19 protein-coding genes are annotated in these 25,403 nt (G+C 56.8%); 7 read left to right on the forward strand and 12 right to left on the reverse strand.

Going from position 1 to position 25,403, the window contains the following annotated elements; all coding sequences use genetic code 11:
- The 3 genes from SVU69_10860 to phoB all read right to left on the reverse strand — a co-directional run.
- Positions 1 to 269 (reverse strand): hypothetical protein (locus SVU69_10860; GenBank protein ID MDY6943492.1); only part of this gene is annotated, 269 nt, incomplete at its 3' end.
- Between the two features lie 198 nt (positions 270 to 467).
- Positions 468 to 1,799: a phosphate regulon sensor histidine kinase PhoR gene (gene phoR / locus SVU69_10865; protein ID MDY6943493.1), complete on the reverse strand. Its 1,332-nt coding sequence runs from the start codon at positions 1,797 to 1,799 to the stop codon at positions 468 to 470.
- A gap of 5 nt (positions 1,800 to 1,804) precedes the next feature.
- On the reverse strand, positions 1,805 to 2,500 hold the full coding sequence (phoB, locus tag SVU69_10870) for a phosphate regulon transcriptional regulator PhoB (GenBank protein ID MDY6943494.1): 696 nt from the start codon (positions 2,498 to 2,500) through the stop codon (positions 1,805 to 1,807).
- A 527-nt stretch (positions 2,501 to 3,027) separates the two neighbouring features.
- On the opposite strand from phoB, the gene SVU69_10875 reads away from it, so the two are divergent.
- Entirely contained in the window at positions 3,028 to 4,524 is a 1,497-nt protein-coding gene (locus SVU69_10875) for a PAS domain-containing protein (GenBank protein ID MDY6943495.1), read from the forward strand.
- 10 nt (positions 4,525 to 4,534) lie between these two features.
- On the opposite strand, the gene pepN is transcribed toward SVU69_10875, so the two are convergent.
- Positions 4,535 to 7,162: an aminopeptidase N gene (gene pepN / locus SVU69_10880; protein MDY6943496.1), complete on the reverse strand. Its 2,628-nt coding sequence runs from the start codon at positions 7,160 to 7,162 to the stop codon at positions 4,535 to 4,537.
- Positions 7,163 to 7,446: 284 nt separating this feature from the next.
- Between pepN and SVU69_10885 the strand changes: the two genes are divergently transcribed.
- From SVU69_10885 to SVU69_10910, 6 genes are all read left to right on the forward strand, one after another.
- The gene (locus SVU69_10885; protein MDY6943497.1) at positions 7,447 to 8,616 is read left to right on the forward strand and encodes an efflux RND transporter periplasmic adaptor subunit; all 1,170 of its coding nucleotides are present in this window, start codon (positions 7,447 to 7,449) and stop codon (positions 8,614 to 8,616) included.
- An 82-nt stretch (positions 8,617 to 8,698) separates the two neighbouring features.
- The gene (locus SVU69_10890) at positions 8,699 to 11,758 is read left to right on the forward strand and encodes an efflux RND transporter permease subunit (protein MDY6943498.1); all 3,060 of its coding nucleotides are present in this window, start codon (positions 8,699 to 8,701) and stop codon (positions 11,756 to 11,758) included.
- Positions 11,759 to 11,760: 2 nt separating this feature from the next.
- Entirely contained in the window at positions 11,761 to 13,578 is a 1,818-nt protein-coding gene (locus SVU69_10895; GenBank protein ID MDY6943499.1) for a TolC family protein, read from the forward strand.
- 323 nt (positions 13,579 to 13,901) lie between these two features.
- Complete coding sequence (locus SVU69_10900; protein MDY6943500.1) at positions 13,902 to 15,248, forward strand: AarF/UbiB family protein; 1,347 nt, start codon at positions 13,902 to 13,904, stop codon at positions 15,246 to 15,248.
- A gap of 145 nt (positions 15,249 to 15,393) precedes the next feature.
- On the forward strand, positions 15,394 to 15,822 hold the full coding sequence (locus tag SVU69_10905) for a YeeE/YedE family protein (protein ID MDY6943501.1): 429 nt from the start codon (positions 15,394 to 15,396) through the stop codon (positions 15,820 to 15,822).
- A 4-nt stretch (positions 15,823 to 15,826) separates the two neighbouring features.
- Positions 15,827 to 16,276: a DUF6691 family protein gene (locus SVU69_10910; protein MDY6943502.1), complete on the forward strand. Its 450-nt coding sequence runs from the start codon at positions 15,827 to 15,829 to the stop codon at positions 16,274 to 16,276.
- Between the two features lie 37 nt (positions 16,277 to 16,313).
- Here the strand turns inward: SVU69_10910 and SVU69_10915 are convergent, their stop codons facing one another.
- From SVU69_10915 to SVU69_10950, 8 genes are all read right to left on the reverse strand, one after another.
- Entirely contained in the window at positions 16,314 to 16,607 is a 294-nt protein-coding gene (locus SVU69_10915) for a hypothetical protein (GenBank protein ID MDY6943503.1), read from the reverse strand.
- Between the two features lie 77 nt (positions 16,608 to 16,684).
- Positions 16,685 to 18,310 carry a long-chain fatty acid--CoA ligase gene (locus SVU69_10920; GenBank protein ID MDY6943504.1) on the reverse strand — a complete coding sequence of 542 codons (1,626 nt, stop codon included), beginning with the start codon at positions 18,308 to 18,310 and terminating at the stop codon, positions 16,685 to 16,687.
- Between the two features lie 139 nt (positions 18,311 to 18,449).
- Positions 18,450 to 19,430 (reverse strand): NAD(P)H-quinone oxidoreductase, encoded by a 981-nt coding sequence (locus SVU69_10925; protein MDY6943505.1) that lies wholly within the window; start codon positions 19,428 to 19,430, stop codon positions 18,450 to 18,452.
- 20 nt (positions 19,431 to 19,450) lie between these two features.
- Entirely contained in the window at positions 19,451 to 19,849 is a 399-nt protein-coding gene (locus tag SVU69_10930; GenBank protein ID MDY6943506.1) for an MAPEG family protein, read from the reverse strand.
- Between the two features lie 301 nt (positions 19,850 to 20,150).
- A complete protein-coding gene (locus SVU69_10935; GenBank protein MDY6943507.1) occupies positions 20,151 to 21,098 on the reverse strand; it encodes an FAD-binding protein in 948 nt (315 codons plus the stop codon).
- Positions 21,098 to 21,844 (reverse strand): electron transfer flavoprotein subunit beta/FixA family protein, encoded by a 747-nt coding sequence (locus SVU69_10940; GenBank protein MDY6943508.1) that lies wholly within the window; start codon positions 21,842 to 21,844, stop codon positions 21,098 to 21,100. The genes SVU69_10935 and SVU69_10940 overlap by 1 nt, the downstream gene beginning before the upstream one ends.
- A gap of 328 nt (positions 21,845 to 22,172) precedes the next feature.
- Positions 22,173 to 23,939, reverse strand: coding sequence for an acyl-CoA dehydrogenase (locus SVU69_10945; GenBank protein ID MDY6943509.1), 1,767 nt, complete (start codon positions 23,937 to 23,939; stop codon positions 22,173 to 22,175).
- A gap of 159 nt (positions 23,940 to 24,098) precedes the next feature.
- Positions 24,099 to 25,280 carry an acetyl-CoA C-acyltransferase gene (locus tag SVU69_10950; protein ID MDY6943510.1) on the reverse strand — a complete coding sequence of 394 codons (1,182 nt, stop codon included), beginning with the start codon at positions 25,278 to 25,280 and terminating at the stop codon, positions 24,099 to 24,101.
- Between the last annotated feature and the right edge of the window lie 123 nt (positions 25,281 to 25,403).

Genomic DNA, 25,403 nt, shown 5'->3' on the forward strand with positions numbered 1-25,403 from the left:
CCGAAATCGACCTGCCAGATACCGGACCAGTTTTCAGTTACCGAGCCTTCGATGTAGAAACGCATCCGACGGAGGAAAAAATCGTCGGTCGCATCGGCATCGGGTCCAACTGCAGGATCGAAGTCCTCATACTTGTACTGGGCCTGCAAACGCCCCCCTATTTCCACATACTTGTCGCCGTCTTCATAGACGGTAATACCGGCGTGAGAAATCACCGGTGCGAGCGCCGCCATGCCCAAGACTACGCCCAATTTCTGCGTGGTTTTCATCCATTACTCTCCGTCACGTTCGTGGCCGTTTTACTGACCGGCAGTCACAGTCCAAGTTCATATATGCTTGTTCTCACCGCCACTGCATGCAGTCGACAGCAGACGCGGAGAATCCTAGAGACGCCGCATGACCAAAACATGACACGATTGTTTCAGTTTTATGACACTCAGCGCGTGGTTTATTGAATCTAATCGCCACTAAACAGACGAACGCCTTGGTGCTTGCTCGGCGGTCCCTCGCGACTTAAGCACGATACGACTGGAAGGGAAGTGGCAAGTGAAGGTGCTTCCGACATCGGGCTGACTCTCAATGGTCAAAAGCGCATCGTGTCGTTGCAGACCGTGTTTGACGATGGCCAGACCAAGGCCGGTCCCGCCCTGCTCTCGACCCCGACCACTGTCGACGCGATAGAACCGTTCTGTCAGCCGGGGCAAGTGATGATCAGCGATACCGATCCCGGTATCGGATACCGAAACCACAAGCTCGCCTGCCTCCTCGGCCGAGCGAACGTGGATACTTCCCCCGTCGGGGGTGTACTTGACCGCGTTGGACAAAAGATTGTCGAAAACGCCACGTAACTCGCTTTCAACGCCGCGCAATCCAAGTTCGGGCGCCGCATCCAAGGTGATCTGAAGACGATCTCCTGCCAATGCGCGTGCGTCCTCACACACTTGGCTTAACAGCACCGCCAAATCGACGGGCATCACGTCGCCCGCACCCTCCGATTCATCCAGGCGAGAAAGCAGGAGAAGATCCTCCACCAATTGCGTCATACGCCGGACTTGAGCCTGCATTTCCTGCACGGGGCCCTCCCAGTGGCGCATCGGGCCTTTCACATCCTCTCGAATCACCTCAAGATAACCGGTCAAAACCGTCAGAGGTGTTCGCAACTCGTGGGATGCGTTGGCGACGAAGTCGCGGCGGACCTGATCGAGCTGATGAACACGGGTGATGTCCCGGACCAACAGCAGCCGTTGGTCTTCGCCATAGGGCACCAATTGCAGTGACAAAACGACACCCGGGTGTACGGGTGAGGGAATCGTCACGGGTTCGGAATAATCTCCCGCCGAGAGATACTGGACGAACGCCGGGGCTCTGACCAAATTGACGATGAGTTGATTATTGTCGGCGGGCGCCTGCAGATCCAACCATCGCTGCGCCGCGGAGTTGAACCACAGGATCCGCAGCTTGGGCGACAACACCACCGCGCCATCGGGCATCGCTTCTGTCGAACGAACGAACTCTTTGAGAATTCCCGCGAGACGGCGTTTACGCTGCCGACTTCGCCGTTTGATCTGATGGATTTGAAGATGAATATCAGCCCAGACGCCCCGCCCCTCTGGCGGCACGACGCGCTTCACGCCGCGCAACCAGCGATCCAGACGATAAGCTTGTCGGGCATGAAACGAGAGCAGAAAACCCAGGGCAATGACGAGCGACCACGAAAGCTGTCCGGTCAGCAAGCCAATAAAGCTTGCCAGGACTAAAATCGCAGCCAGGCGCCAGGCCTCATAGGCCCAGGGCGACACGACGTTTAACCTTGAACGGAGAAACGATATCCGGCGCCACGGACCGTCTGCACCAAATGGGCCACGCCGTGCTGCTCCAACGCCTTACGAAGGCGGCGGATATGGACATCGACCGTCCGTTCTTCCACATAAACGCTTGGCCCCCACACACGATCTAAAAGTTGGCTGCGACTGTAGACACGCTCCGGGTGTCCCATAAAGAAATGTAGCAAGCGGAACTCGGTCGGGCCAAGATTCACCAATTCGCTATCGACTGTCACGCGGTGCCCCGATGCATCCAGTCGGACACCACCCATCTCGAGCAGGTCTTCCTCGCTCTCAGGACTCGCCCGGCGTAGTACGGCGTTGATTCGGGCCACCAACTCCCGCGGGGAGAAAGGTTTGGTGATGAAGTCGTCGGCACCGGCATTCAGGCCGCGGACTTTGTCGTCCTCCTCCGCACGCGCCGTTAACATAATAATCGGAATTTCGCGGGCGACATGATCCTTGCGCAGGCTGCGGGCCAAATCCAAGCCACTCATGCCCGGCATCATCCAGTCAAGCAGGACGACGTCGGGCCGGATATCGGCGATCGCTGTTCGGGCCTCGGCGGCATCAGCGGCCTCCAACACCTGGTACTGCTCACGCTGAAGTGTAAAACTCACCATCTGGCGAACGGATTTTTCATCGTCAACGACCAAAACGGTTTTAGATGCGCTCATCGATACTCTTCACAACGAGTTGGATTTTAAGACAGAGGCATTACAACAAACGACTATGACAGTATGGTTAACATCGTGACGAGTAAGTCCCAAAACCACGCCCCAGCCGACTATCCGCTAAGAGTTATGACCACGTCCTGGCTCGACCATTCACATATTTGCAATATACTACCGGGCTGTCACACGACCAATACCACGCGTTGACCAGGCTGCACCCGCTCCGATAAGCATGGCCCCCTCCCGCCAGACGATAGGCCAGAGCCGAACCGGGCAAAAAACGTTAGAGACGTCACGCCACAAAAAGTGGCACAATATACGGCCTTTGCATCCAGCGGTGGGCTGGCTCGACGTTTTTTATTTATTTAACGTATCGATACTCCACAACGCTTAACTTAATAAAAAGAATGCCGGCACTTTTGTCGTCGGCAAACCGAACGTGTCGCGATGCCGGGTGACCAGGACGCACCTTCACCGTATTGGCAAGCTAGCCAGGAAGCGCAAGCTTCGCCCTTGGTACAACGACGATCATGGCCAAAACCTCCTCGCCTTTTTATCGTTCGTACCCAACGTTTGCGTTTGGGGTGCTTGCCTTACCGATCATCTATGCCGCGCTGGGCGTTACCTGGGTCGTTCTCACCGACCAGTTGCTCCATATCATCATGCCCAACAGTTCGGCCTACCCGATATTGCAAACGGTAAAAGACAGCTTATTGGTTGTCATCACCGGTTTTCTGATCGGCTGGGTTCTGGCGCGTTTGAGAATCCGCCTGCGGAATGGGGAAAACCGCATTCGCTCGGTGTTGAACAGCACCAGCGACGGCATGATCGTGCTACGTGACGGACACATTGTTCTTTCCAACCTGGCCTGCTGCCGGCTTCTCGGTTATGAACGGGAAAGCGAATTGCTGGGCTTGGATGGAAAGCGTTTCTTTGATCCGCAAGCGTGGACAGAAATGCGCGAACACTGTCGGGGCCAAGATTTTGGCTTAGCGTCTTCACGACGTAATCACATCGTGGCCAAGGACCGCCAGGGAAATCGATTCCCGGTGAGTGTGGGACTCAGCAAACTGCAGATGGGAAAAAACCGGTACCAAATCCTGCTGATCTCGCCGCTGGATCAAGCCCACGAACACGCATCGAGTCTGCAATCCGAAAGAGACTTTCTCATGCAGGTGCTGGAAAACCACCCCGACGGCTTGGTGGCACAAGACGAGAATCGAGAAATACGGTTCATCAACCGAGCCGCCCGCCACCTGCTGGGGCTGCCCTTGAATGCCTGGCCAACGGATCACTTAGTGAACAAGCTTGAGATCCCGGCCCCGTCGGACGCCCCGCTTTCGCCAGTTTCGGCCGCCGATATAACGGGTTATTCGAGTGAACAAACGCCCTTGGCGGCAAAATCGTTCGAGGTGCGGGATGACGAGCAGCGCACAGTCGCGCAAGCCCTCGCGCTCTCGCCGCTCGATGCCGTCACCGGGCACTCCGCCGGGGATCATCCAGCCTCAAAAACCCTGCAGGTTTTGCTCGAGTTGCAACGCTTGTCGAAACAAGTGACCGATGTGGAGTCGTTTCTAAAAGATGCCTGCCCGGCGCTGCATCCGCTGCTCCGTCCACGCCCCTGGATCGCTCTGGCCTTAGTCGATTCAAAAACCCACCAAGGGCAAATGTTCCAACCCAGCGGTACAGAGCGGGACCCCGTGAGCTGCGTTCCGTTGCGCGTGATAGAGCCCCCCGTGGCAGACGCCGAACATGCGCGGGTGTTCGACATGGATCAGCCCAGTCCATTGGGGCATCCCCCGGCTATCCGCCATGCCCTCGAAAACGCAGGGATCGATCACTACCTGCAAATTCCGGTTCACGCGTCCAATGGCGTTCTCGGCTTGGTCATTGTCGGGCTTCGCGACGGCCGGCGACCGTCACCCGAAGTGGAATATGTCTTGGCCGATTTTGCGACCAAAGCCACAGCCGTTTATTCCGCGCCATCAAATGGCGAGACGCCGACCGTGCAGCGGGCAGCCCCTTAGCTCACCTGAGTCAATCCGCCAAAGAACGCGTCACCAGATCGGCCACATCCACTGGGAGCGCCGCTTCAGAGCGAATGCGCAACAACGCCTCGCGCATCCCATCGTTGTGGGGTGCCGCGAAACCACGCCAATTGACCAGTGCAGTGGTGATTCGAGCGGCCACTTGCGGATTGATGCCGGACAGCGCGATGACTTGGTCAGCGGTAAATTCGTACCCCCTACCGTCCCGGGCGTGAAAACGGGACGGATTGGCCCGACAAAATGTGCCAATCAACGCCCTGACTTTATTCGGCAACTTGAGACTGAACGCGGGATGCGCCATCAACGTTCCGATGCGCTCCAGACAATCCGTCCGCCGCGATGCCGCCTGCACTCTCAACCACTTGTCGACCACCAAATCTTCATCTCGCCAACGATCGTAAAAACGCGACAGCGCAGAATCGGCAGCATCCCCACCCTGCTCGGCCAACAAGGTCAAAGCGGCCAGTGCGTCGGTCATATTTCGGGCATTGTTGAACTGGTGAACACACGAATCGCGAAACGCATCAGCATCGCTGGCGCCCATCAAGAAGTACAGGCAGTGGTTCTTCAACGCCCGGGTTCCGGTGGAATCTTCGCTCGCCAGGTCCGAGTAACGGCGAACCAATACGTCGCCGAGGCGATCACCGATATGACGTCGCAACAGCTGCCGGGCAGCGTCGAGTGCCAATGGGTCAACAATCGGCTGTAGGGCGACGAGGTAATCGAAATCCGGCAATTCCAGCAAGGTTGCCACAAAGGCCGGATCCCCTGACGGGTCACCCAATACCTGACCGATCGCCTCACATAGGGGCTCGTCCAAGGCGGTCACCGCTTGTGAGACACTGGCGCCCAAAATCCACTCCGTGAGCAAACTCTGTCCGGCGTCCCAACGATTGACCGGATCGTCATCGTGCCTAAGCAAGAACAAACGATCCTCCCGACTCGGGATGGTCGCGACTCGAACGGGGGCCGAGAACCCCCGGAAAAGCGAGGCCACAGGCCGATGAGGGACATTCAGGAATTCTACTGTTTGGATAGACTCCCGCAGTTCAAGCACCATCTCCCTGCCCTGCGCCTGCTCGTCGCCCGATCGTTGCAGCGGCACGTGTCGCCCATCCGGCGCAAACAGTGCCAGGCGAACCGGGATATGCAACGGCTCTGCCTCTACCCGCCCGGGGGTGGAAGACGGCTGCTGTTGAAACTCCAACCGGTATCGACCCGAAGCTTGATCGTACGTCGAACGGATGCTAATCCGTGGCGTCCCGGCCTGCAGGTACCAACGTCTGAACTGAGCCAAATCCCGACCGTTGGCGTCCGCCAAGGCCGCGAGAAAATCCTCCACCGTGACCGCTTGGCCGGTGTGCCGCGCAAAATACAAATCCATGCCGCGGCGAAACCCGGAGGCACCGAGCAAGGTATGCAACATGCGAACGACTTCGGCGCCCTTCTCATAAACCGTCGGCGTATACAGATTGTTGATCTCCCGATATTCCGCCGGACGAACCGGATGGGCCGTCGGACCGGAATCTTCGGGAAACTGGGATGTTCTCAGATGCTGAACTTCCCGGATGCGCTGAACGCCGGCAGAATGCATGTCCGCAGAAAACGACTGATCGCGAAATACGGTCAGTCCTTCTTTGAGGCTCAGCTGGAACCAGTCCCGGCAGGTGACGCGGTTGCCGGTCCAATTGTGGAAATACTCGTGCGCGACCACTGACTCAATGTGCTCGAAATCCCGGTCGGTCGCGGTATCGGACCGCGCCAGCACGTATTGCGCATTGAAGATATTGAGACCCTTATTCTCCATCGCCCCCATATTGAAGGCACTAACCGCAACGACCATGTATAAGTCGAGGTCGTATTCCAGCCCATAGACATCTTCGTCCCAGCGCATGGCGCGCTTCAAAGAATCGATCGCGTAGCGGCACTTGTCCTGTTCGCCGTGCTCGGCGAAAAAATGAAGTGTCACCCGGCGCCCCGAACACGTCTCGAATTGATCCTCTACACAGGCCAAATCCGCTGCAACCAAGGCAAACAGGTAGCAGGGCTTGGGGTAAGGGTCATCCCAGATCACCTCGTGCATGTCGTTTTCCAACGCTCGCCTGGCAACCAAATTACCGTTGGACAACAAGACCGGATAACGCGACTGGGAGCTCCGAATCGTAGTACGGAAACGGCACATCACATCGGGTCGATCGGGGAAATAGGTGATACGGCGAAAACCTTCCGCCTCACATTGAGTGAAAAGTCCTTTCTCGGCTGCATACAACCCTTCCAGGCTGTTGTTCTCAAAGGGTCGGATGCGATTAACGATCTCCAACTCGAAAGGTTCATCCCGCGGCGCGGCCAGAGGAATCACCAACCGATCTGCTTGCTGATCGTAATCTCCCTCACCCAGCATCCGGTCCGCACAGCGCACCGAAACCAGCGATAACCCCTCCCCCGCAAGAACCAGAGACGGCGAACCCTCGGCAGCGGGGTTACGGCGCAGCATCATCGTCGATTGCACCGTCACGTACTCATCACCCAACTCAAACAGCAGGTCGCAGCGATCGACCCAAAAAGCCGGCGGACAGTAGTCACCCAGTCGGGTCATATCGGGCACAGTCGAACTCATGAGAGGATGCTTCCTGAGTGAGGATCCAGACCCGCATACCGAGACATCACGGCCAGATGACAGCGACCGACGAACCCGCGTGATCGGATCAATGGAACTCTATGTTGCAAGGGGGGGTCTACATGGATCATCATCTATTTTAAGCATGCAAGGAATGCAAGCTTTAAGAATTGCGAGAGAAAATTCACCTAGACCACTGGCCTTGATGGAAAAACTAGAGCCAGATAGTATGGTCGGCCTAATTTCAACCACTCAATAATATCAGCTCACGGAAGAGTACCAAGATGCCTCGAGGCTTACTGAGATTTGTAGTTTTAGCGGCCATAATCCTCGTGGCGGGGATTTGGATTTATGGTTTGGTGACCACCGACGAAGAGCTGGCTGTTCCAGACAAGGCGATCGTTCCAGTCGAAACCACGACGATAGCCAACCGAACCATTCGCGAGTACCGCTTTTTTTCCGGCACCTTACGACCCAATGCTCAATTCATTGTTGCGCCCAAAATGGGCGGCCTTCTGGAAGGCTTGGTCGTTGATATCGGCGATACCGTTGAGAAAGGACAGATGGTCGCCTGGTTGGAAGATGATGAAGTCATCCAGGAAGTCGTGCGCGTCGAAGCCCAGCTTGAGGTTGCCAAAGCACAACAGGCTGAAGCCAAAGCGTCCGGAGCCGTCGCACGACGGGAATTCGACCGGGTCAAAAGGCTGCGATCACAAAAAGTCGCGTCAGAAGCGGAATACGACGCCGCACTCACGCGCTTGAGCGCCGCCGAAGCGCGAACCAGCGCCGCCAACGCACAACTCCGTCAGGCCGAAGCTGCGCTGAAATCGGCCGAAATTCGCTTGTCCTACACCAAGATCCAAGCCGATTGGGCCGATGAAGATACTCAGCGCGTTGTGGGCCAACGGTTCGTTGATGCCGGCACCATCTTACGTCCCAGCGAACCCATCATTTCGGTGTTGTCGATCGAACCCATCGTCGCGCAAATCACCGTGGCGGAACGGGACTACACCCGCATGAGTATCGGTGAGCCCGTCACCGTCCTGACTGACGTGCACCCAGGCCAAGAGTTTCCCGGCGAAATCGTACGAATCGCTCCCCAGTTCAACGAATTCTCCCGTCAAGCTCTGGTGGAAATCGAGATAGATAACCAGAGCAAGGATCTCAAGCCCGGCATGTTCATTCGTGCGCGAGTGCTATTTGCAGAAGCAGAAAACGCCATCGTGATTCCCGCCAGCGCCATCGTGGAACGAAACGGCAAACCCGGGGCCTTCGTGGTTGAAGAGTCGGGCGACAAAACGCTCGCGCGATTCGTCCCGCTACAGCTCGGGTTAACCGAGAATGAGGGAATTCAGGTTGTCGAACCGGCTATTGAGGGTCAAGTCGTAACCTTGGGCTTGCACCTGTTGGACGACGGAACGCCGATCAAGATCTCCGAGACACGATCATTTTAACTGTTAGTACAGCGGACTTCGTCAACCTAATCTAACTCATGGACTCGCGGCACACGGATTGGCCGCCGGGGATGCAATAACTATGAATATCCCGCGTTTTACGGTTACTAGACCCGTTTTTACCAGCATGGCCATGCTGATCCTGGTGATCCTGGGCTCTTTCACTTTGCTCAGAACCAACATCGATCTGATGCCGGACTTGAGCTTGCCCACACTCACCGTCATCACGACCTATGAGAACGCCAGCCCGGAGGAGATGGAAGAACTCATCACCGAACCGCTGGAGGCTGTTTTAGCCTCCATCACGGGTGTTGAAACGTTACAGTCGACCTCACGGGAAGGACAAAGCGTCATCCGGGTCAGTTTTATTTGGGGAACCAACCTAGACGCTTCGGCCAACGATATCCGGGATGGCTTCGATCGTATTCGTGGCCTGCTGCCGGAAGACGCTGATGAGCCCATCATGCTCAAGTTCGATACCAGCAGTTTCCCGGTGATCATCCTCGGCGTCGGCAGCCAGCTCGACCCCATCACCCTGCGGCGAATGATCGACGAGCAGGTCAAGTTCCGCATCGAACGCCTAGAAGGCGTGGCGGCGCTCAACATTTGGGGCGGTCTGGAACGGGAAATTCAAGTCCATTTGTATCCGGACAAAGTCAAAGCACTGCGCCTGAGTATGGAGGAAGTTCTCCAAGGACTGCGGACCGCCAACGTCACCCTACCTGCGGGCAGCGTAGAAAAAGGCACGGCAGAAGTCCGCATCCGCGTGCCCGGTCGTTATGAATCCTTAGATCAGATCCGTAATACGGTGGTCGCAAACCGCGCGGGCGTCCCAGTCTATCTGTATCAAATCGGAGATGTCGTAGACACGCACGCCAAGATCGAGCGCAAGGCACTGATCAATGGCGACCCGGGCGTGCAAATGTTGGTTCGCAAGCAAGCGGGCTACAACACGGTAGAAGTCACCAACCGAGTGATGGCAGAGCTTGAGAAAATCAAGCGTGATTTCCCTCAACTGTCCATCGTGCCGGTGATCAACACCGGCGAGTACATCCAGCGCGCCATGGACAACATGACCATGTCCTTATATTTCGGCGCGGCGATGGCGTTCTTGGTGTTGTTGTTCTTCTTACGGAATCTTCGGGCATCCCTTTTGGTGGCCACGGCCATGCCCATTTCCGTTTTGTTCGCCTTCGTGCTGATCTACTTTTCAGGATTCACCCTGAACATGATGACCATGGGTGGTCTCGCCCTGGGCATCGGCATGATGGTCGACAACGCCATCGTGGTGCTTGAAAACATTACGAGGAAGCGGGAAGAGGAAAATTTAGATCCCATCAACGCATCCATCGACGGCGCCCAACAAGTAGCCCTGGCTATCACCGGCGGCACCCTCACCACCATGGTGGTGTTCCTGCCGCTAATCTTCGCCGAGGGTATCGCCGGCGAAATGTTCGGACAGCTGGGTTACGTGGTGAGCTTTTCCCTTTCGGCATCGCTGCTGGTCGCCCTCGCGCTGGCACCGATGTTGGCTTCCCGGCTCCTGCAACGCCAAATCAGCTTGGGAGACCGGGTCAGTGCCATTGCTGATCGCATCGGAGCCATGCTGAGCAGGATGGAAGCACGCTATAAACGCTTCCTCGAGCCGTGTTTGCGCCACCCCTGGCGGGTGGTAGGCACGGGTGTCGGCTTGGTTCTTCTCACGACCGCCATGATTCCACTGATGGGCACCGAATTCATGCCGCCTTCCGACGAAAGCGAAGTCCGCGTTGAATTCGAAATGCGTCCCGGCACACGCTTGGATGTGGTCGAAGAAAAGATGCAGCAGTTGATCACGATGATCCGAGACCGCGTACCCGAGTTGAAGCACATGGTCGTCACCATCGGCCCCACACTGATTCGGCCGGAAGCAAAAGCAACCGGGGAAATGATCATCGCGTTGGTTCCGGTGGTAACCCGGGAACGCTCCAGCGACGATGTTGCCGATCAGTTGCGTATCGAATTAGCGGATTTTCCGGGGGGCATCCTCCGCAGTCGCGCCCCGCAGGACATCATGCTGCAGATGATTGGAGGTGGTGAGCCGATTCAGCTTGAGATCCGCGGCTATGATCTCGATACGCTGCACACCATGGCCAATCAAATCGCCGAAGGCCTTAATAATGTTCCGTATATCACGGATATGCGGTTGCCTGAGCAGGAAGGCGTCCCTCAGATTCTATTTCAGGTAGATCGCCAGAAAGCGGCTGACCTGGGCCTGAGCGTGGCGCAGATTGCCCGCACCATGGAAATTGCGGTGGGCGGAAGCATCGCCAGTCGCTACACCGAGGGTGCTGAAGAAGCAAACATCGTCATCAAGCTGAAAGATGCCCAACGCATGTCGGTAGATGACATCCTCGATCTCACGCTGCTAAATCCGATGGGGCAGCAGATCATGCTTCGAAATGTTGTCAGAACGGAAGCCAATCTGGGCCCCGTCAAGATCGAACGCAAAGACCAGCAACGGACCATCACCCTGGGTGCTAACTTTACGGGCGCGGATTTAGGAACCGTGATGACGGAAGTTCGCAGAGTCGTGGCCGACGTCCCGGCACCCGTCGGCTACCAAGTTGTCTATGGCGGACAGTACCAAGAGCAAATCGAAGCGTTCAAAGACCTGATGATGGTTCTCGGTCTGGCGGTGATCCTGGTCTACATGATCATGGCGATGCTGTACGAATCGCTGAGGGATCCGTTGGTGGTGATGTTCTCGGTGCCGCTCGCCATTATCGGGGTGAACATCATCCTGTTATTGACGGATACGACCTATAACATCGTGTCAATTATCGGATGCGTCATTCTCGTCGGCGTCGTGGTGAATAACGCGATCGTGCTTGTGGACCAAACCAATTATCTGCGAAGAGACCGCGGCTTCGGTTTGGACGAGGCACTGCTGGAGGCTGGCCGAACCCGTCTACGCCCTATTCTCATGACGGCCATGACCACCATACTGGGGCTGGTGCCGCTGGCCATCGCTCAGGGCGAGGGCGCTCAGATTCAGCAGAGCATGTCACGGGCGGTGATCGGTGGGCTACTCAGTTCCACGGCGATCACCCTGGTGATCGTTCCCACGGTCTACAAGCTATTTCACCGCAAGGAAGCGTAAGCATGACCGAACAAAATCAGACTTCCGAGCGCGCTTTGTTCAGCGTCACTCCGGCGAGCCGGCTCCTTCTGTGCGCCTTGGCTCTACCCATCGCAGTAGGTTGCAAAACCGCACCGGAGTATCAGCCGCCCGAACCGCAATCGACTCCGGGTCCATCGGCTCTACAGAGAAGCGTCCAGGAACAAGCAACCGAATATACCCGCTTTTCCGGACCGCCGATTATCGAAGATAGCGGTCAAGGCGCGCTCGAAGTTTCTCGGGAACAAGCTGTGATGCTAGCTCTGAAAAACAATCGGTTGCTTGCAATCCAAACTTTGACTCCCATGTTACGGGGTGCTTTCGAGGACATCGAACGTTCGCGCTATGACGTCAATCTGTTCGCCCAAGCATCGTACGGCAAAGACAAAAGCCAGTTCTTCTTCCCGGGCGTCGGCACCATTCCGGAAGGACTCGAATTTGATCCGCGTCCGTCGTTCTTACCCCCCTTCTTATCCCCCAGCGAGCCGGTGACAATCGAAGGCGGCGCCGAGTCTCTTAAAGCCGAACGGGGCGAAGCAGAAGTCGGGCTTAGCAAGCGTTTTGTCACGGGTACCCAGGTCGACGTGTCGGTATCGAGCGAAGTACTCAAAAGCCAGAGCGATACCATCGAAGAGTTAATCCTCGAAGACCTGGATGTGGAAGCCGGCGACCAACAAAGTCGATTTCGCGTGGGATTGACACTGACCCAGGCGCTGTTGCGGGGCGGAAGTCCGACAGCCAATTTGGCACGAATTCGTCAGACCGAGGTGGAGTCGTTGGCCTCGGCTTATCAACTCCGCGGATTCACACAGTCGTTGGTGGCCCAAACCGAATCACTCTATTGGGACTACTTCCTGTTCAAACGACGCATTGAAATTCTCGAAGACTCTGTCGCCGTGTCAGAGAAGCAACTGGGCGAGTTGGAAAAACGGGTACAAGTTGGTCAAATTGCGGAAACCCAACTGCCTGCTGCCAGAGCGGAATTGGCGTTCCGCCGCCAAGCTCTGATCGAAGCCCGCAGCGGACTCGAACGACTCCGCCTGCGCTTTTTACAGATCATGAACCCGGAAAGTCTTGATGGGTGGGATCGTCGTATCGAAATTCTCGATACACCGACCCTTCCGCCCGCCATTGAGGACTCAGTCGAGGATCATATCAAACTGGGCCTTCGCCTAAGGCCCGACCTCAACGAAGCTCGGCTTCAGCTGCAAAGCGGAGAGCTTCAGGTTGTTCAGACGAAGAACGGATTGCTCCCGCTCTTGAACTTATTCATTAACCTCGGCAAAAGCGGCTACGCCGATTCGTTTTCAGACTCCGTCGACAGTTTCTCGGACGGTGACGAAAACTACTACGATATCGGCGCAGGGATTCGTCTCGACTATCCCCTGCGGAATCGACAAGCCCGAGCCATTCACACCCAGGCGGTGACCAGTCGGAACCAACGGGAATTGGCTTTGCAGAATCTCGAGCAAAGCGCGGAACTGGACGTTCGCAGCGCCTACCTGGAAGTCGAACGCGCCAGAGAACAAGTGAACGCCACCGGAATCACCCGACGATTCCAGGAAGAAGCCGTACGTGCCGAACGTGAAAATTTTCGCGTCGGCCGAACCACATCCAGCGTAGTCACCCGCGTGGAACGAGATCTGTTCTCCGCAGAAGTCGATGAAGTTCGCGCGATCGTGGATCTGCGTAAAGCCATGATCGAACTCTATCGCCAAGACGGCAGCTTATTGCAACGGCGGGGCATCACGACACCGGGAACCGACGCGTCCGCAAGTTACGGGCTTCCGGCCGGCGGATAACGGCTGGTCAATCGCGCGAACTTAGAAGCCCGTATGCCGTCAAAAATCACCTAATCACTCATCTGCAGTGTGTAAGGGATTCCGGTTTTGCCCGTAAGAATATGCTGACGAGCTAGATTAAGGCCTTTTTTTTGATTGTTTTTCAAAATGTTAAGAGCCATCAGCCAAGGAAGGCATAATATTGACAACCCCAATAACTTGATCAATCGGCATCGAATGCGAATAATGCCGCAACGCGAGCTACGTAATGTATTCACGGGCCGAGAACCACGATTAGGACATCGAAGTGTGTCCGATCATTTATTTTTGTGAGGAATTAGAGAATGCAAAGAACCGGTGATGTCATGGAAGAGCCGATTCTGAGCCGTCAATCGCTGGCGCGGGTATGGCGCGGCCGGCGACGTTACTTTGACGCAATCAAGACCGTCTACCTGATCGACCGGTCTTATCGCAAAGTCCGCAAAAGAGTTAAGCACCTACAAAGCTGGCGTGATCGCAAGCCTTACTACAAGGCCATTCACCCGGAAAACGCGGAACTGCTCTACAATCTTTGTAAGCGTAATGGCGCCACCTGGGTCAAACTCGCTCAGTTCATGAGCGCGCGTCCCGACATGCTTCCGCGGGAATATATCGCCGCGCTGAGCCGTCTTCAGAATGATGCGCATCCTGTTCCTTTTCACGATCTCACCTCCGTGATGGACGAAGAACTGGGTGCGGACTGGCGTAGCCATTTCGAGTGGGTAGAGGAAACCCCGATTGCGACGGCATCGATTGGGCAGGTGCACAAAGCCAAGCTTAAAGATGGTCGTTTGGTCGCGGTGAAAGTCCAACTGCCTAAGGTTAAACGACTGTTCTATCAAGATTTCAATCTGTTCCGAATGCTGGCGGAAGCGCTAAAGAATCGCATCCCACAGGTTGATATCAAGCAAATGGTGAACGAGCTGCTGCGGATGACCGCAGAGGAACTGGACTTCCGGATCGAAGCCGATAATCTCAAGCAGTTTGCCGCGCTTTCTCACCATCCGCGGGTCCGCATTCCGACGCTGATCGAGGATTTGTCCAAAGAGCGGGTGTTGGTCACCGAGTGGATCGACGGTTCCCGCCTGGTCGACCACCTAAATCGGAGCAACAAGGAAGAGGCGCGCGACCTGTTGTCGGTTGTCCAAGACAGCTACATGCAGCAGATCACGAAATTCGGTGTATACCAGGCCGACCCCCATCCGGGTAACTTCCTCGTTGACGCCGACAAGAACGTATTCATTCTCGACTATGGTGTGATTGGTCACCTCACGCCGAAGGAGACCATGAACTACACCCGCTTGATGCTGCACATGATGGGACAGGGCCAAGCGGACATCGGGAAGCTCATGCTGGAATGCGGGTTCGGCGGACTGGATCCCGAAACGGTCGAGGAAATGTCTCAATATTTCGTTCGTACCAAACGCGGCAAACCTGAAGCCAAGACACGTGCCGGTGAAATCATGCGCGATTTGAAGAAGAAAGGCGTTGACGAGGCTATCGGAGAATTGATGGAGGTGTTCCAAGAACATCGGATCATCGTCCCGGATTCTTTTGTCGGTATGGCCCGCGTGCTGATGACGATTGGTGGACTCATGCAGATCTACCGGGTGCCCTTCAACTGGATGCCGTCGGTATCCAAAGCATCCTGAGTGAGATCATCCGCTATCCGAAACGCCGGGCAAATGCCCGGCGTTTTTATTTTCACTACAATAACCGAATGCGTTACAGCCATTCACTGACAACTCCGGCACAGCACCTCTCTGAGCCACGAGAAAGAAAAGCGGAAGCAGATCAATGACGGAATTTACACCCTGGACCGGCTTGGCCGGCGGACTGCTGATCGGTACGAGCGCTGTCATACTTCTGGCTTTGAACGGGCGAGTCGCCGGTATCAGCGGCATTCTCGCCGGGCTGCTGCCGCCGCGGCGGGACCAGCAACGTACCTGGCGATGGATGTTTCTGGTCGGATTGATACTGGGCGCAGGCCTATATCAGCTGGTACAGGGAAATATCCCGGCGTTTAGGACCGATTTTCCTTTGAGCTATCTCATAGCCGGAGGGCTGCTGGTCGGTCTGGGTACCCGTCTGAGCGGCGGCTGCACCAGTGGACATGGCGTGTGTGGCCTGGGTCGACTCTCCGGCCGCTCGCTGGTGGCGACCCTATCATTCATGGCATCCGGCATGATCACGGTCTACTTGACCCGTCACTGGTTCGGAGCTTGAAACCATGCGGAATCTGGCCGGCCTGGTAGCGGGCATCATTTTCGGGTTCGGATTAGCAACATCGGATATGCTCAATCCGGTCAAAGTGCAAAACTTTTTGGATATCGCCGGAACGTGGGACCCAAGCCTGGCCTTCGTCATGGGGGGCGCCGTGGTGGTGACGCTGATCGGCTTTCGCATCATCCTGCGACGGCCTAAACCGAGGTACGACTCGCGGTTCTATCTACCCACCCGCCAAGACCTCTCGGTCGATTTGTTGGGTGGCTCAGCCTTATTTGGAATCGGCTGGGGATTAACCGGTTATTGTCCCGGCCCCGCCATCGCCGTGGTGTTCATCATGCCGGGAGAATCGCTCGTATTCGTGGGTTCGATGGTGCTCGGTTCTTACCTCGCCGGATTGTGGCAGCAGAAATCTCGCCAAGACGATTTCTCGACCACAGAGGTATGCGGCTAGGCTATTTTCCACCGCACACCCTTATTCGGAACATCGCTCAACGTAAACTCGCGGCGTACAGGGCGATCAGAATGATCGCCATCACTCCCAGTATTTGACTGGGCCATTTCAGCCAATGGCTGCGTCGGATCGACCAACTGCCCAGGGCATAGACCCCGGTACCCAGTATGAATACCCCGGTTGCCTGCAGGACCAAAGGCAGCTCGTCCGCCAAGCGTGGCGTGGTGCCCATGTAGTAAAGATACATCATGGCAACCACGGCCAGAACCACTGCCATGGTCGCACACAGCGCGGCCAACGCCAGATTAAAAACAAATAGATACTTACTCATTCGATAGATCAGTACGGGATCTCGGTTGAGCAACGCAGCATATAAACCCGTCCCGACGGGACAAATCCCCTAAAGGGTTACTCACTATCCCATCGCCAGTCTTTGAAACCCTGCCGCAATGCCAGTTTATTGAACTTGCCTGTCGAGGTGCGTGGAATCTCTGATTCAAACACATAGCCCTCGGGGCACATCCATTTTGGGAGCTTCGACTGCAAGAACTCAGACAATTGCTTACGGGTGAGTTCCGATTGCGCTTTTCTGACAACCACGGCCAAGGGCCTTTCGCCCCACTTGGGATGGGCTACGGCGATGACAGCCGCTTCGGCAACTTCCGGATGCCCCATGATCGCGTTCTCGAGCTCCACTGAACTGATCCACTCCCCACCCGACTTGATCAGGTCCTTTGTGCGATCCGTAATTTTGATATACCCGTCGGGATCCACCACGGCTACATCACCGGTTCGAAGCCAACCGTCCGCGGCGAACTTATCTGATGCCGCATCCTTGTCCAATCGATAGTAGGCGCCCGTAATCCAAGGCCCTCGGACTTGAATCTCACCCACCGCCTTACCATCCCAAGCTTGCGCTTGGTCCCGCTCGTCCGTGATCCTAAGATCAACAAAGGGGCATGGCAGACCCTGCATGGCTCGATAGGCATATCGTTCGTCATCCGACTGGCTGGCTTGAGCCGGCTTAAGCCGCGAGATCGCGGCTAGTGGTGATGTCTCGGTCATCCCCCAACCCTGAATGACGTTGAGTCCGAAGCGGTCGAACCTGCGAATCATGGATTCGGGAACCGCGGAACCGCCAACGACCATGCGCATGTTGGCGAGCTTCCATCGATCGGGGTTGGCATCGAGCGCTTGCAAAATCCCCATCCAGATCGTTGGCACACCGGCGGTTAAAGTCACTTTTTCGGATTCGTACAAATTCAGAAGACTTTCCGCATCCAAGTGAGGTCCCGGGAAGACCAGTTGACTCCCCACCATGGTGCAAGAGTACGGAAAACCCCAGGCATTGGCGTGAAACATCGGCACCACGGGCACCGCCACATCATTAAAGGAGATTCCCACCGAATCGGGCAAAGCCGAAGCCAAACTGTGGAGTACCGTAGAGCGGTGGGAATAGACCACCCCCTTGGGGCGCCCGGTGGTCCCGGAGGTGTAACACATGCCACAGGGGTCATTCTCGTCTTTCTCAGGATAAACAAAATCACCGCGCGCTTGAGCAAGGATCCCCTCATAGTCTTCGAACGGCTCGGGTACGGGCTTGCCCGTTAACGGCACAACCCAAATGTGCTTAAAGTGGACTTTGTCCTCGATTCGCGCCAACAAGGGCAGCAGAACGTCATCGACAATCAGGATCTGATCTTCGGCGTGATCCACGATGTAAGCCAAATCATCCGGCGCCAAACGCAAATTCAAGGTGTGTAGCACCGCACCCGCCGCCGGAACACCGAAATAGGCCTCCAAATGCGCGTAGTGGTTCCACATCAAGGTGGCGACCCGATCCCCCGGCCGGATTCCCGAGCGAATCAGCATCTCCGCCAGCGCCTTGGCCCGCTGATGAAAATCACCGTACGTATGTCGGTGCAGGCGCTTGTCCGGCATATTCGAAACGATCTGGACGTCGGAGAAAAACGTCCCCGCCCGCTCAAGGATATGATCCAGTGTAAGCGGATAGTTCATCATGGTCGATTGCATATCGTTTCCTACTGCCCTCCGCCATTGGGGGGGCGGCAAATAAAGCCAAACCGTCATTTTTCGACTGACCGGGAAACCCGCTGACGCCCCAACCCGTGATCTGCACCTGCCGGCAAGAAACCGCTGGCCAAGCCCGGCGTCAGGACAGGCTCAGAACGATTTTCCCAAAATGCCGACCGGATTCCATGCGCTCGTGAGCAGCGGTCGCATCGGACCAATCGTAGACATCATCCAAAACCGGCCAAATAATCTTGGTATCAAACAATGGCAGTATGTGTCGCTCGAATCGTCGCACCAGATCGATTCTTCGCTCCAAGGGTAGACTGCGCATCGTCATTCCCTGAACGCTTAAACGTCGCATAAGCGCGGTCGCCAGATCAAACCGGCCGTCGGTGCCGGCCAGCATACCGACCAGGACCAAACGGCCCTCGTCACGCAAACAGTGCAAGTTGTCTTGTAAATGGCCGCCACCGAGGAGATCTAACACCACCTCCACGCCGAAGGCCGCGGATGCACGCACCCGCTTGACCAAAGAGCCCTCGCCGTCGACACATCCGTAACTAAGGCCCAGTTTTTCGAGACGCGCAAGGCGCGACGAGGACCGACTGGTCCCAATGACCACCGCCCCGGACCAATGTGCCAGCTGACAGGCGGCAATACCAACCGAAGATGTCGCAGCGCGGATCAAACACGAATCGCCGGCCGTTAGCCCACCGAGATCAAACAAAGCTCGGTAGGCGGTGAGAAAAGCCTCCGGTATCGCCGCGGCTTCTGAGTACGAAGCAGAATCCGGTATGGCCAGCGTCTCCCGCTCGTTGACGACCAGGTACTGCGCATAGGCGCCGCCCGCCACCAGCCCCATGACCCGATCACCCGGCCGCCGCAACGAGGTATGTGCGCCCGCCTTCTCCACGATCCCGGCATACTCCAAGCCTGGCAACATGGGATCGAAACCGGCCGGCGGCGGATACAAACCCCGACGTTGTAATAGATCGGCCCGATTGACGCCCGCCGCGTGAACCCGAATCAGCAGGTCGTTCGGGCCCATTGCCGGTGGCGGGATGTCCGCTTCGGCAAACGCCTCGGGTCCGCCGAAACGAGTGATCCGGATAACGCGCATCAGACAATCGGGTAGCGGGTCTAGAATGCTGCTAACAATTCGAATGCCACGATCAGTTGAGCGGCAAATCCGGCAAAAAAAGCCAGCGTACGGGCGATCGGGACACCCAGGGTATAGACGAGGTAATGAACCAGGCGAGCCCAAAAATACAAACAGCCAGCGAATGCCGTCATGGCGGTAGACACACCCGCCGCCTGGGCACATAGCACCAGGACACCAAAGACCACCAGATTCTCGACGGCGTTGGCATGAGCCTTCATGGCTCGCTGCGCCCAATCGGATTCCGGTAAATCACCCTGCCGCGGGTTGCTCATCGCGCCAAACAGCCCACGAATGGAAATCCGATTCAAAACGTAGGGCAAGAAAAAAAGCGCCGTCATCGTCGCAGTCAAAGCAAGCCAATACAACTCGGCCGACATAAACTCCTCCTAAGTCCCAGATGACCTTTAGTATAAATCACGTACCTCGACGGTTTAGCAACACCGCGTAGCGGCCAAGAACATACCCTTCCCACCACCGTCAAAGCAACTGCTTCAAGGTCGTTCCGTACCGTCACCCACAAAGTATCCACCAGCACCGAGTGGCTTCGGATTTTCCCGCGACAATCGCGGTTAAAGCAACGATAAACCCGTCCCATCCGCCCATAAAAAAGGCCACTGGCTGACACCAGCGGCCTTTTCCAAACCGGTCCGTCCGTCCGACTAGACCAATCGATTTCTACTAAACGAGGTTTTCCAGTTCGGGCAGAATCTGGAACAAATCGCCGACCAGACCCAAATCAGCCACCTCGAAAATCGGGGCTTCTTCGTCTTTGTTAATGGCGACGATCGTACCGGCGTCCTTGATCCCAGCCAGATGCTGAATCGCACCGGAGATCCCGACGGCAAAGTACAACTCAGGCGCAATGATTTTACCGGTCTGGCCAACTTGCAGATCATTGGGAACGAAACCAGAGTCCACAGCCGCTCGCGAAGCGCCCACCCCAGCGCCGATCTTGTCGGCAAAGCTGTAAATCACCTTGAAGTTTTCCTCACTGCCGACACCGCGGCCACCGGAAACGACTTTCGGCGCCACTTGCAGGTCGGGGCGATCACTCTTACTCGTCTCCTGCGAGACGAAACGGGTGTGGGTCGGCAGCTCCACATTCAAATCAGCCGACTCTACCGCAGCGGAATTCCCGTTTTCTACGGCCTTGAACGACGCGCAGCGCACGGTTGCACACAGCGTCTGGCCTGCGGGCGCCTCCACCGTCACGATCGCGTTACCGGCGTAAGTCGGACGCTGGAAGGTGTACTCGGCTTCGACCTTCATGATATCGGTCACTTGAGTCACGCCGATGGTCGCCGCCACACGTGGCATGACATCCTTACCGAAGGTGCTGCTGGTCGCCAGCACGTGGCTGTAACCACCCTGCTCAACCAACGCCAGCACCTGGGGAGCCACGACGGCTGCCAGCGGATGCTCATTAGCCGCATTGGCAACGGTGATTACTTTGCTCACGCCCTGAAGGCCTGCGGCTTCACCCGCAACCGCGCCCATATCACCCGCGCCGAACAGCGCGACATCCACCGTCTCGGCGTTAAATTGGCTGGCACACGCGACCACCTTGGCCACATTCGCGCTCAAAACGCCGTTGGCGAATTCTCCGATTACCAGTACCTTGCTCATCAGAGTAGCCCCCTGTCTTTCAATTCCTTGACCAGATCTTCTGCACTGGCGACCTTATGTCCGCCCTGACGCGGCGCCGGCGGTTCCGTCTTCAATACCTTCAGCGCAGGTGCCGACTCGACACCCAAATCGCCCATGCCGGTAGTTTCCAGGGGCTTTTTCTTGGCTTTCATGATATCGGGCAGTTTGACGTACCGCGGCTCATTCAAGCGCAGATCTGCACTAATAACGGCGGGAAGATCGACTTCGATGGTTTCCAGCCCGGCATCGACTTCGCGCGTGACCCGGGCGGTGCCGCCGTCCACTTTGATCTCCGAGGCGTAAGCAGCATGAGGACGGTTCATCAGCGCGCCAATCATCTGCGCCGTTTGGCCCGCGTCATTATCAATGGCCTGTTTCCCGACCAGAATCAGCTCGGCGCCTTCCTTCTCTGCCAACTTAGCGAATACGCGCGCGACGGTCAGCGGCTCCACCGTGTCGTCCGCTTCGACCAGAACGGCCCGATCAGCGCCCATCGCCAACGCGGTACGCAATTGTTCCTGCGCGGCGGACGGCCCGATGGAAACAGCAATGACTTCGGTTGCTGTTCCGGCCTCTTTCAGCCGCAGTGCTTCTTCGACGGCGATCTCGTCGAAGGGGTTCACACTCATCTTGACCCCGTCCAGCGCGACCCCTGAACCGTCCGGCTTGACCTGTACGCGCACGTTGTAATCAACGACACGCTTGACACCGACCAATATCTTCATGACTTTAAGCTCCAAGTCCCTTCAACGATGAAGTCTGTGGGGCGTGTCGAATCACCCCGCCCGGGCGGCTTCGTTTTGCCCCGTCAGCCTCCGCGCAGCGTTAGATCACGCCGCGGACTCCCTACTGTAAAACCTGCCATCGATCTCACCACGCGGCCGCGTAACGGCCACATGATTCGAAACGGTCATTAGAACGCTCCGAAAGCGTGTTACGAGGCCCGAGCGACAGGCGATCCAACGCGCTTCCGCGTGGAAGCGGATGCGCACAAAGACGCGCAATTTAACACAAAATGGGCGCTTTTTCCCAGTCCTGAGATCACGGCAATAGTCAGGGTGAAAACATGGCTCTCTCGACCTTAGCCAACACCGCCTTTCCTTGCGAAACTGATGCTCGCCACCCATCCGCCAACGGCAGCAAATGCCGAACGAAAAACTCCGCCGTAAGACACTTGCCTTGGTGGTAAACAGAATCGGCCGCCGGTCCCGACTCCACGGCACGCCCCCAATACCAAGCGAGACCGACAAAAGCCAACCAGCGAAGATAATCCGAGGCAACCGCCGCCCCCCAATCCGGGTCGGCTTCCGTTCGCCTTTGCAGCTCGGCGGTGGCGCGTTGCAAGGGCGGCAGATGTATTTTCAAAGCCTCGACGATGAGTGCCGACTCAGGTGGATGAGAACCGGCGAGCCACGACTCGATGCGGGCAAACAAACGACTCGGTAGCCGTCCCTGTTTGATTCGCAGTTTGCGCCCCACCAAGTCCAGCGCCTGGATTCCGTTGGTTCCCTCGTACAGACAAGTGATTTTGGCGTCGCGCAGATACTGCTCCATACCGTGGTCGCGTATATAGCCATGGCCACCGTAAACCTGAATGCCAAGCGACGTCACGTCCATCGCCGCGTCGGTAAAAAAAGCTTTGCAAACCGGCGTCATGAGGTCGACAAAATCGGCGGCCGATTCCCGCTCCGCCTCGGATTCCCCCGCCGCGGCAATATCCGCCTGCATGGCGACATCGTAAGACATCAGTCGAATTCCTTCGGTGAAAGCCTTCATTGTCATCAGCATGCGGCGCACATCGGGATGATCGATGATCGGTACCGTCTCCTGGGTGCGATCGCCTTTATGACGACGACCTTGATGGCGCTCCAGGGCATACGCGACCGCGTTTTGGGTCGCCGCCTCAGCCAGCCCCAACCCTTGCTGCCCGACGGCCAACCGGGCCCGATTCATCATGGTGAACATGAGTTTAAGCCCCTGGTTGGGCTCGCCCACCAGCCAACCCTCCGCACCGTCGAACCCCATCACACAGGTCGACGCGCCATGAATACCCATTTTTTCTTCCAAACCCTCGCAGTACACCGCATTTCGATCGCCAAGGCGCCTATCGGCTCCCGAAAGAAACTTCGGCACCAAAAACAGGCTGATCCCACCCACACCCGGCGGGCTATCGGGCAATCGCGCGAGCACCAAGTGGATAATATTCTCCGCGAGATCGTGTTCTCCTCCGGTAATAAAAATCTTTCTCCCATGGAGCCGATAACGGCCTCCGTCTGCAACCGCGCGAGTTCGAATTCTCGCCAAATCACTCCCGGCTTCAGGTTCCGTGAGGCACATTGTCCCGGTCCACGCGCCCGAGACCAACCGGTCGAGATAGACTGCCTGCAGCTCCGAACTGCCGTGGTTTTGCAATACGTCGCACGCACTGTCGGTCAGCATGGGATAGAGCGCGAAGGCTGCACAGGCACCGCTCAACATCTCCATCACCGCTTGCGACAACACGAACGGCAGGCCCTGGCCGCCGTGATCGACGCCATGAGACAAACCGGGCCAGCCCCCTTCCACAAAACGCGCGTAGGCCGAGGGGTACCCCGCCGGTGTCGCGACCTCACCATCCCGAAATTGGCAACCTTGCTTGTCGCCTGTGGCATTGATGGGCGCGATTTCTTCCTCAATCAACCGAGCCGCCTCAGCCAGAACGGTGGTCACCGTATCCGGGGTCAGATCTTGAAAAGCCGATAATGAACCGAGGCTCGACACCTGCAAAACATCGTTCAGCGCGAAATTCAGCTCGCGAAGAGGCACTTGATAATTGGCCATATTTATCTCCACAGCACGCGTCGTTTGGAGTACGACTTGTTACCCGTTCGCGTGGTTACCCCCCAAAAAAAAGGGTCCAGAGACAGCGTACCGTCCCTGGACCCTTGATGCTGCATGTCACCAAAAGCGCGTGCAGCTTGCTCTGCCGAAGCGGGTGAACTACACCACTTCGAACAGACCGGCGGCGCCCATGCCACCGGCAATACACATGGTCACGACCACGAACTTGGCGTTGCGGCGCTTACCTTCCAACAACGCCGCACCCACCATACGCGCACCGGACATGCCGTAAGGATGACCGATAGCGATTGCACCACCGTTCACATTGCATTTCTCGAGCGGAATGCCCAACTCGTTGATGCAGTAAACAGACTGGACGGCAAAAGCTTCGTTCAGCTCCCACAAGTCGATGTCGTCCATGCTCAGACCATTGCGCTCGAGCAGACGGGGTACGGCGTAAATGGGCCCGATACCCATAATGTCCGGCTCGCAGCCGGCGGTGGCGAAGCCGCGAAAAATGCCGAGCGGCTCGACATTTTTCTTTTCGGCGTAGTCGCTGTTCATGATGACCACCGCGGCGGCACCGTCAGACAACTGACTGGCGTTACCGGCGGTCACCGTGCCTTTGGGTCCAGAAACGGGATTCAAAGACTGCAGCTTTTCCAGCGTGGTTTCGGGACGATTGCCCTCGTCACGCTCAAGGGTAACTTCCCGCTTCTCGGTCTTACCGGTTTCTTTGTCGGTGACCAGCATGGTGGTGGTCAAGGGGACAATCTCTTCGCCCAAACGGCCCGAGCTTTGTGCTTCGGCCGTTCGTTGCTGGCTGACAAGCGCGAACTCATCCGACTGCTCGCGGGTGACGCCAAAGCGCTTGGCGATGTTCTCAGCCGTAGGGATCATCGGCATCATGATACCGGGCTTCATCTTCATCACGCCCGGCTCCATGGCGTGTTTCATATTGAGGTTGTTCTGCACCAAGCTGATGGACTCGACGCCCGCACCGATGGCGACCGGAACTTTGTCGACAATGCAACGCTGGGCGGCATGAGCAACGGCGGAAAGACCGGATCCGCAGAAGCGAGCCAAAGTGGCACCGGTGGATTCAACCGGCAGGCCGCCGCGGATGGCCGCCATGCGACCGATGTTGTTACCGGTAGCACCTTCCGGCAGGCCGCAGCCCATGATGACTTCTTCAACTTCGGCCGGATCGATGCCGGCACGCTTCACGGCGTGCTCGATCACGTGCCCACCCATCACGGCGCCGTGGGTGTTGTTCAAAGAGCCCTTGAAGGCTTTGCCGATACCCGTGCGGGCGGTGGATACAATTACTGCGTCTGCCATTAACTTAAACTCCTGTAATGGATTATCCCGTCATTGGATAACTATAGGTCGCCCCTTAGCGCCTGTTGCGGCCCAGCGTCGAGTCACGCCTTGGAGCATCCAACTTGGAACCTGGCGAACTGG

The organism is Pseudomonadota bacterium (assembly GCA_034189865.1).
In the GTDB taxonomy this organism is placed as follows: domain Bacteria; phylum Pseudomonadota; class Gammaproteobacteria; order UBA5335; family UBA5335; genus JAXHTV01.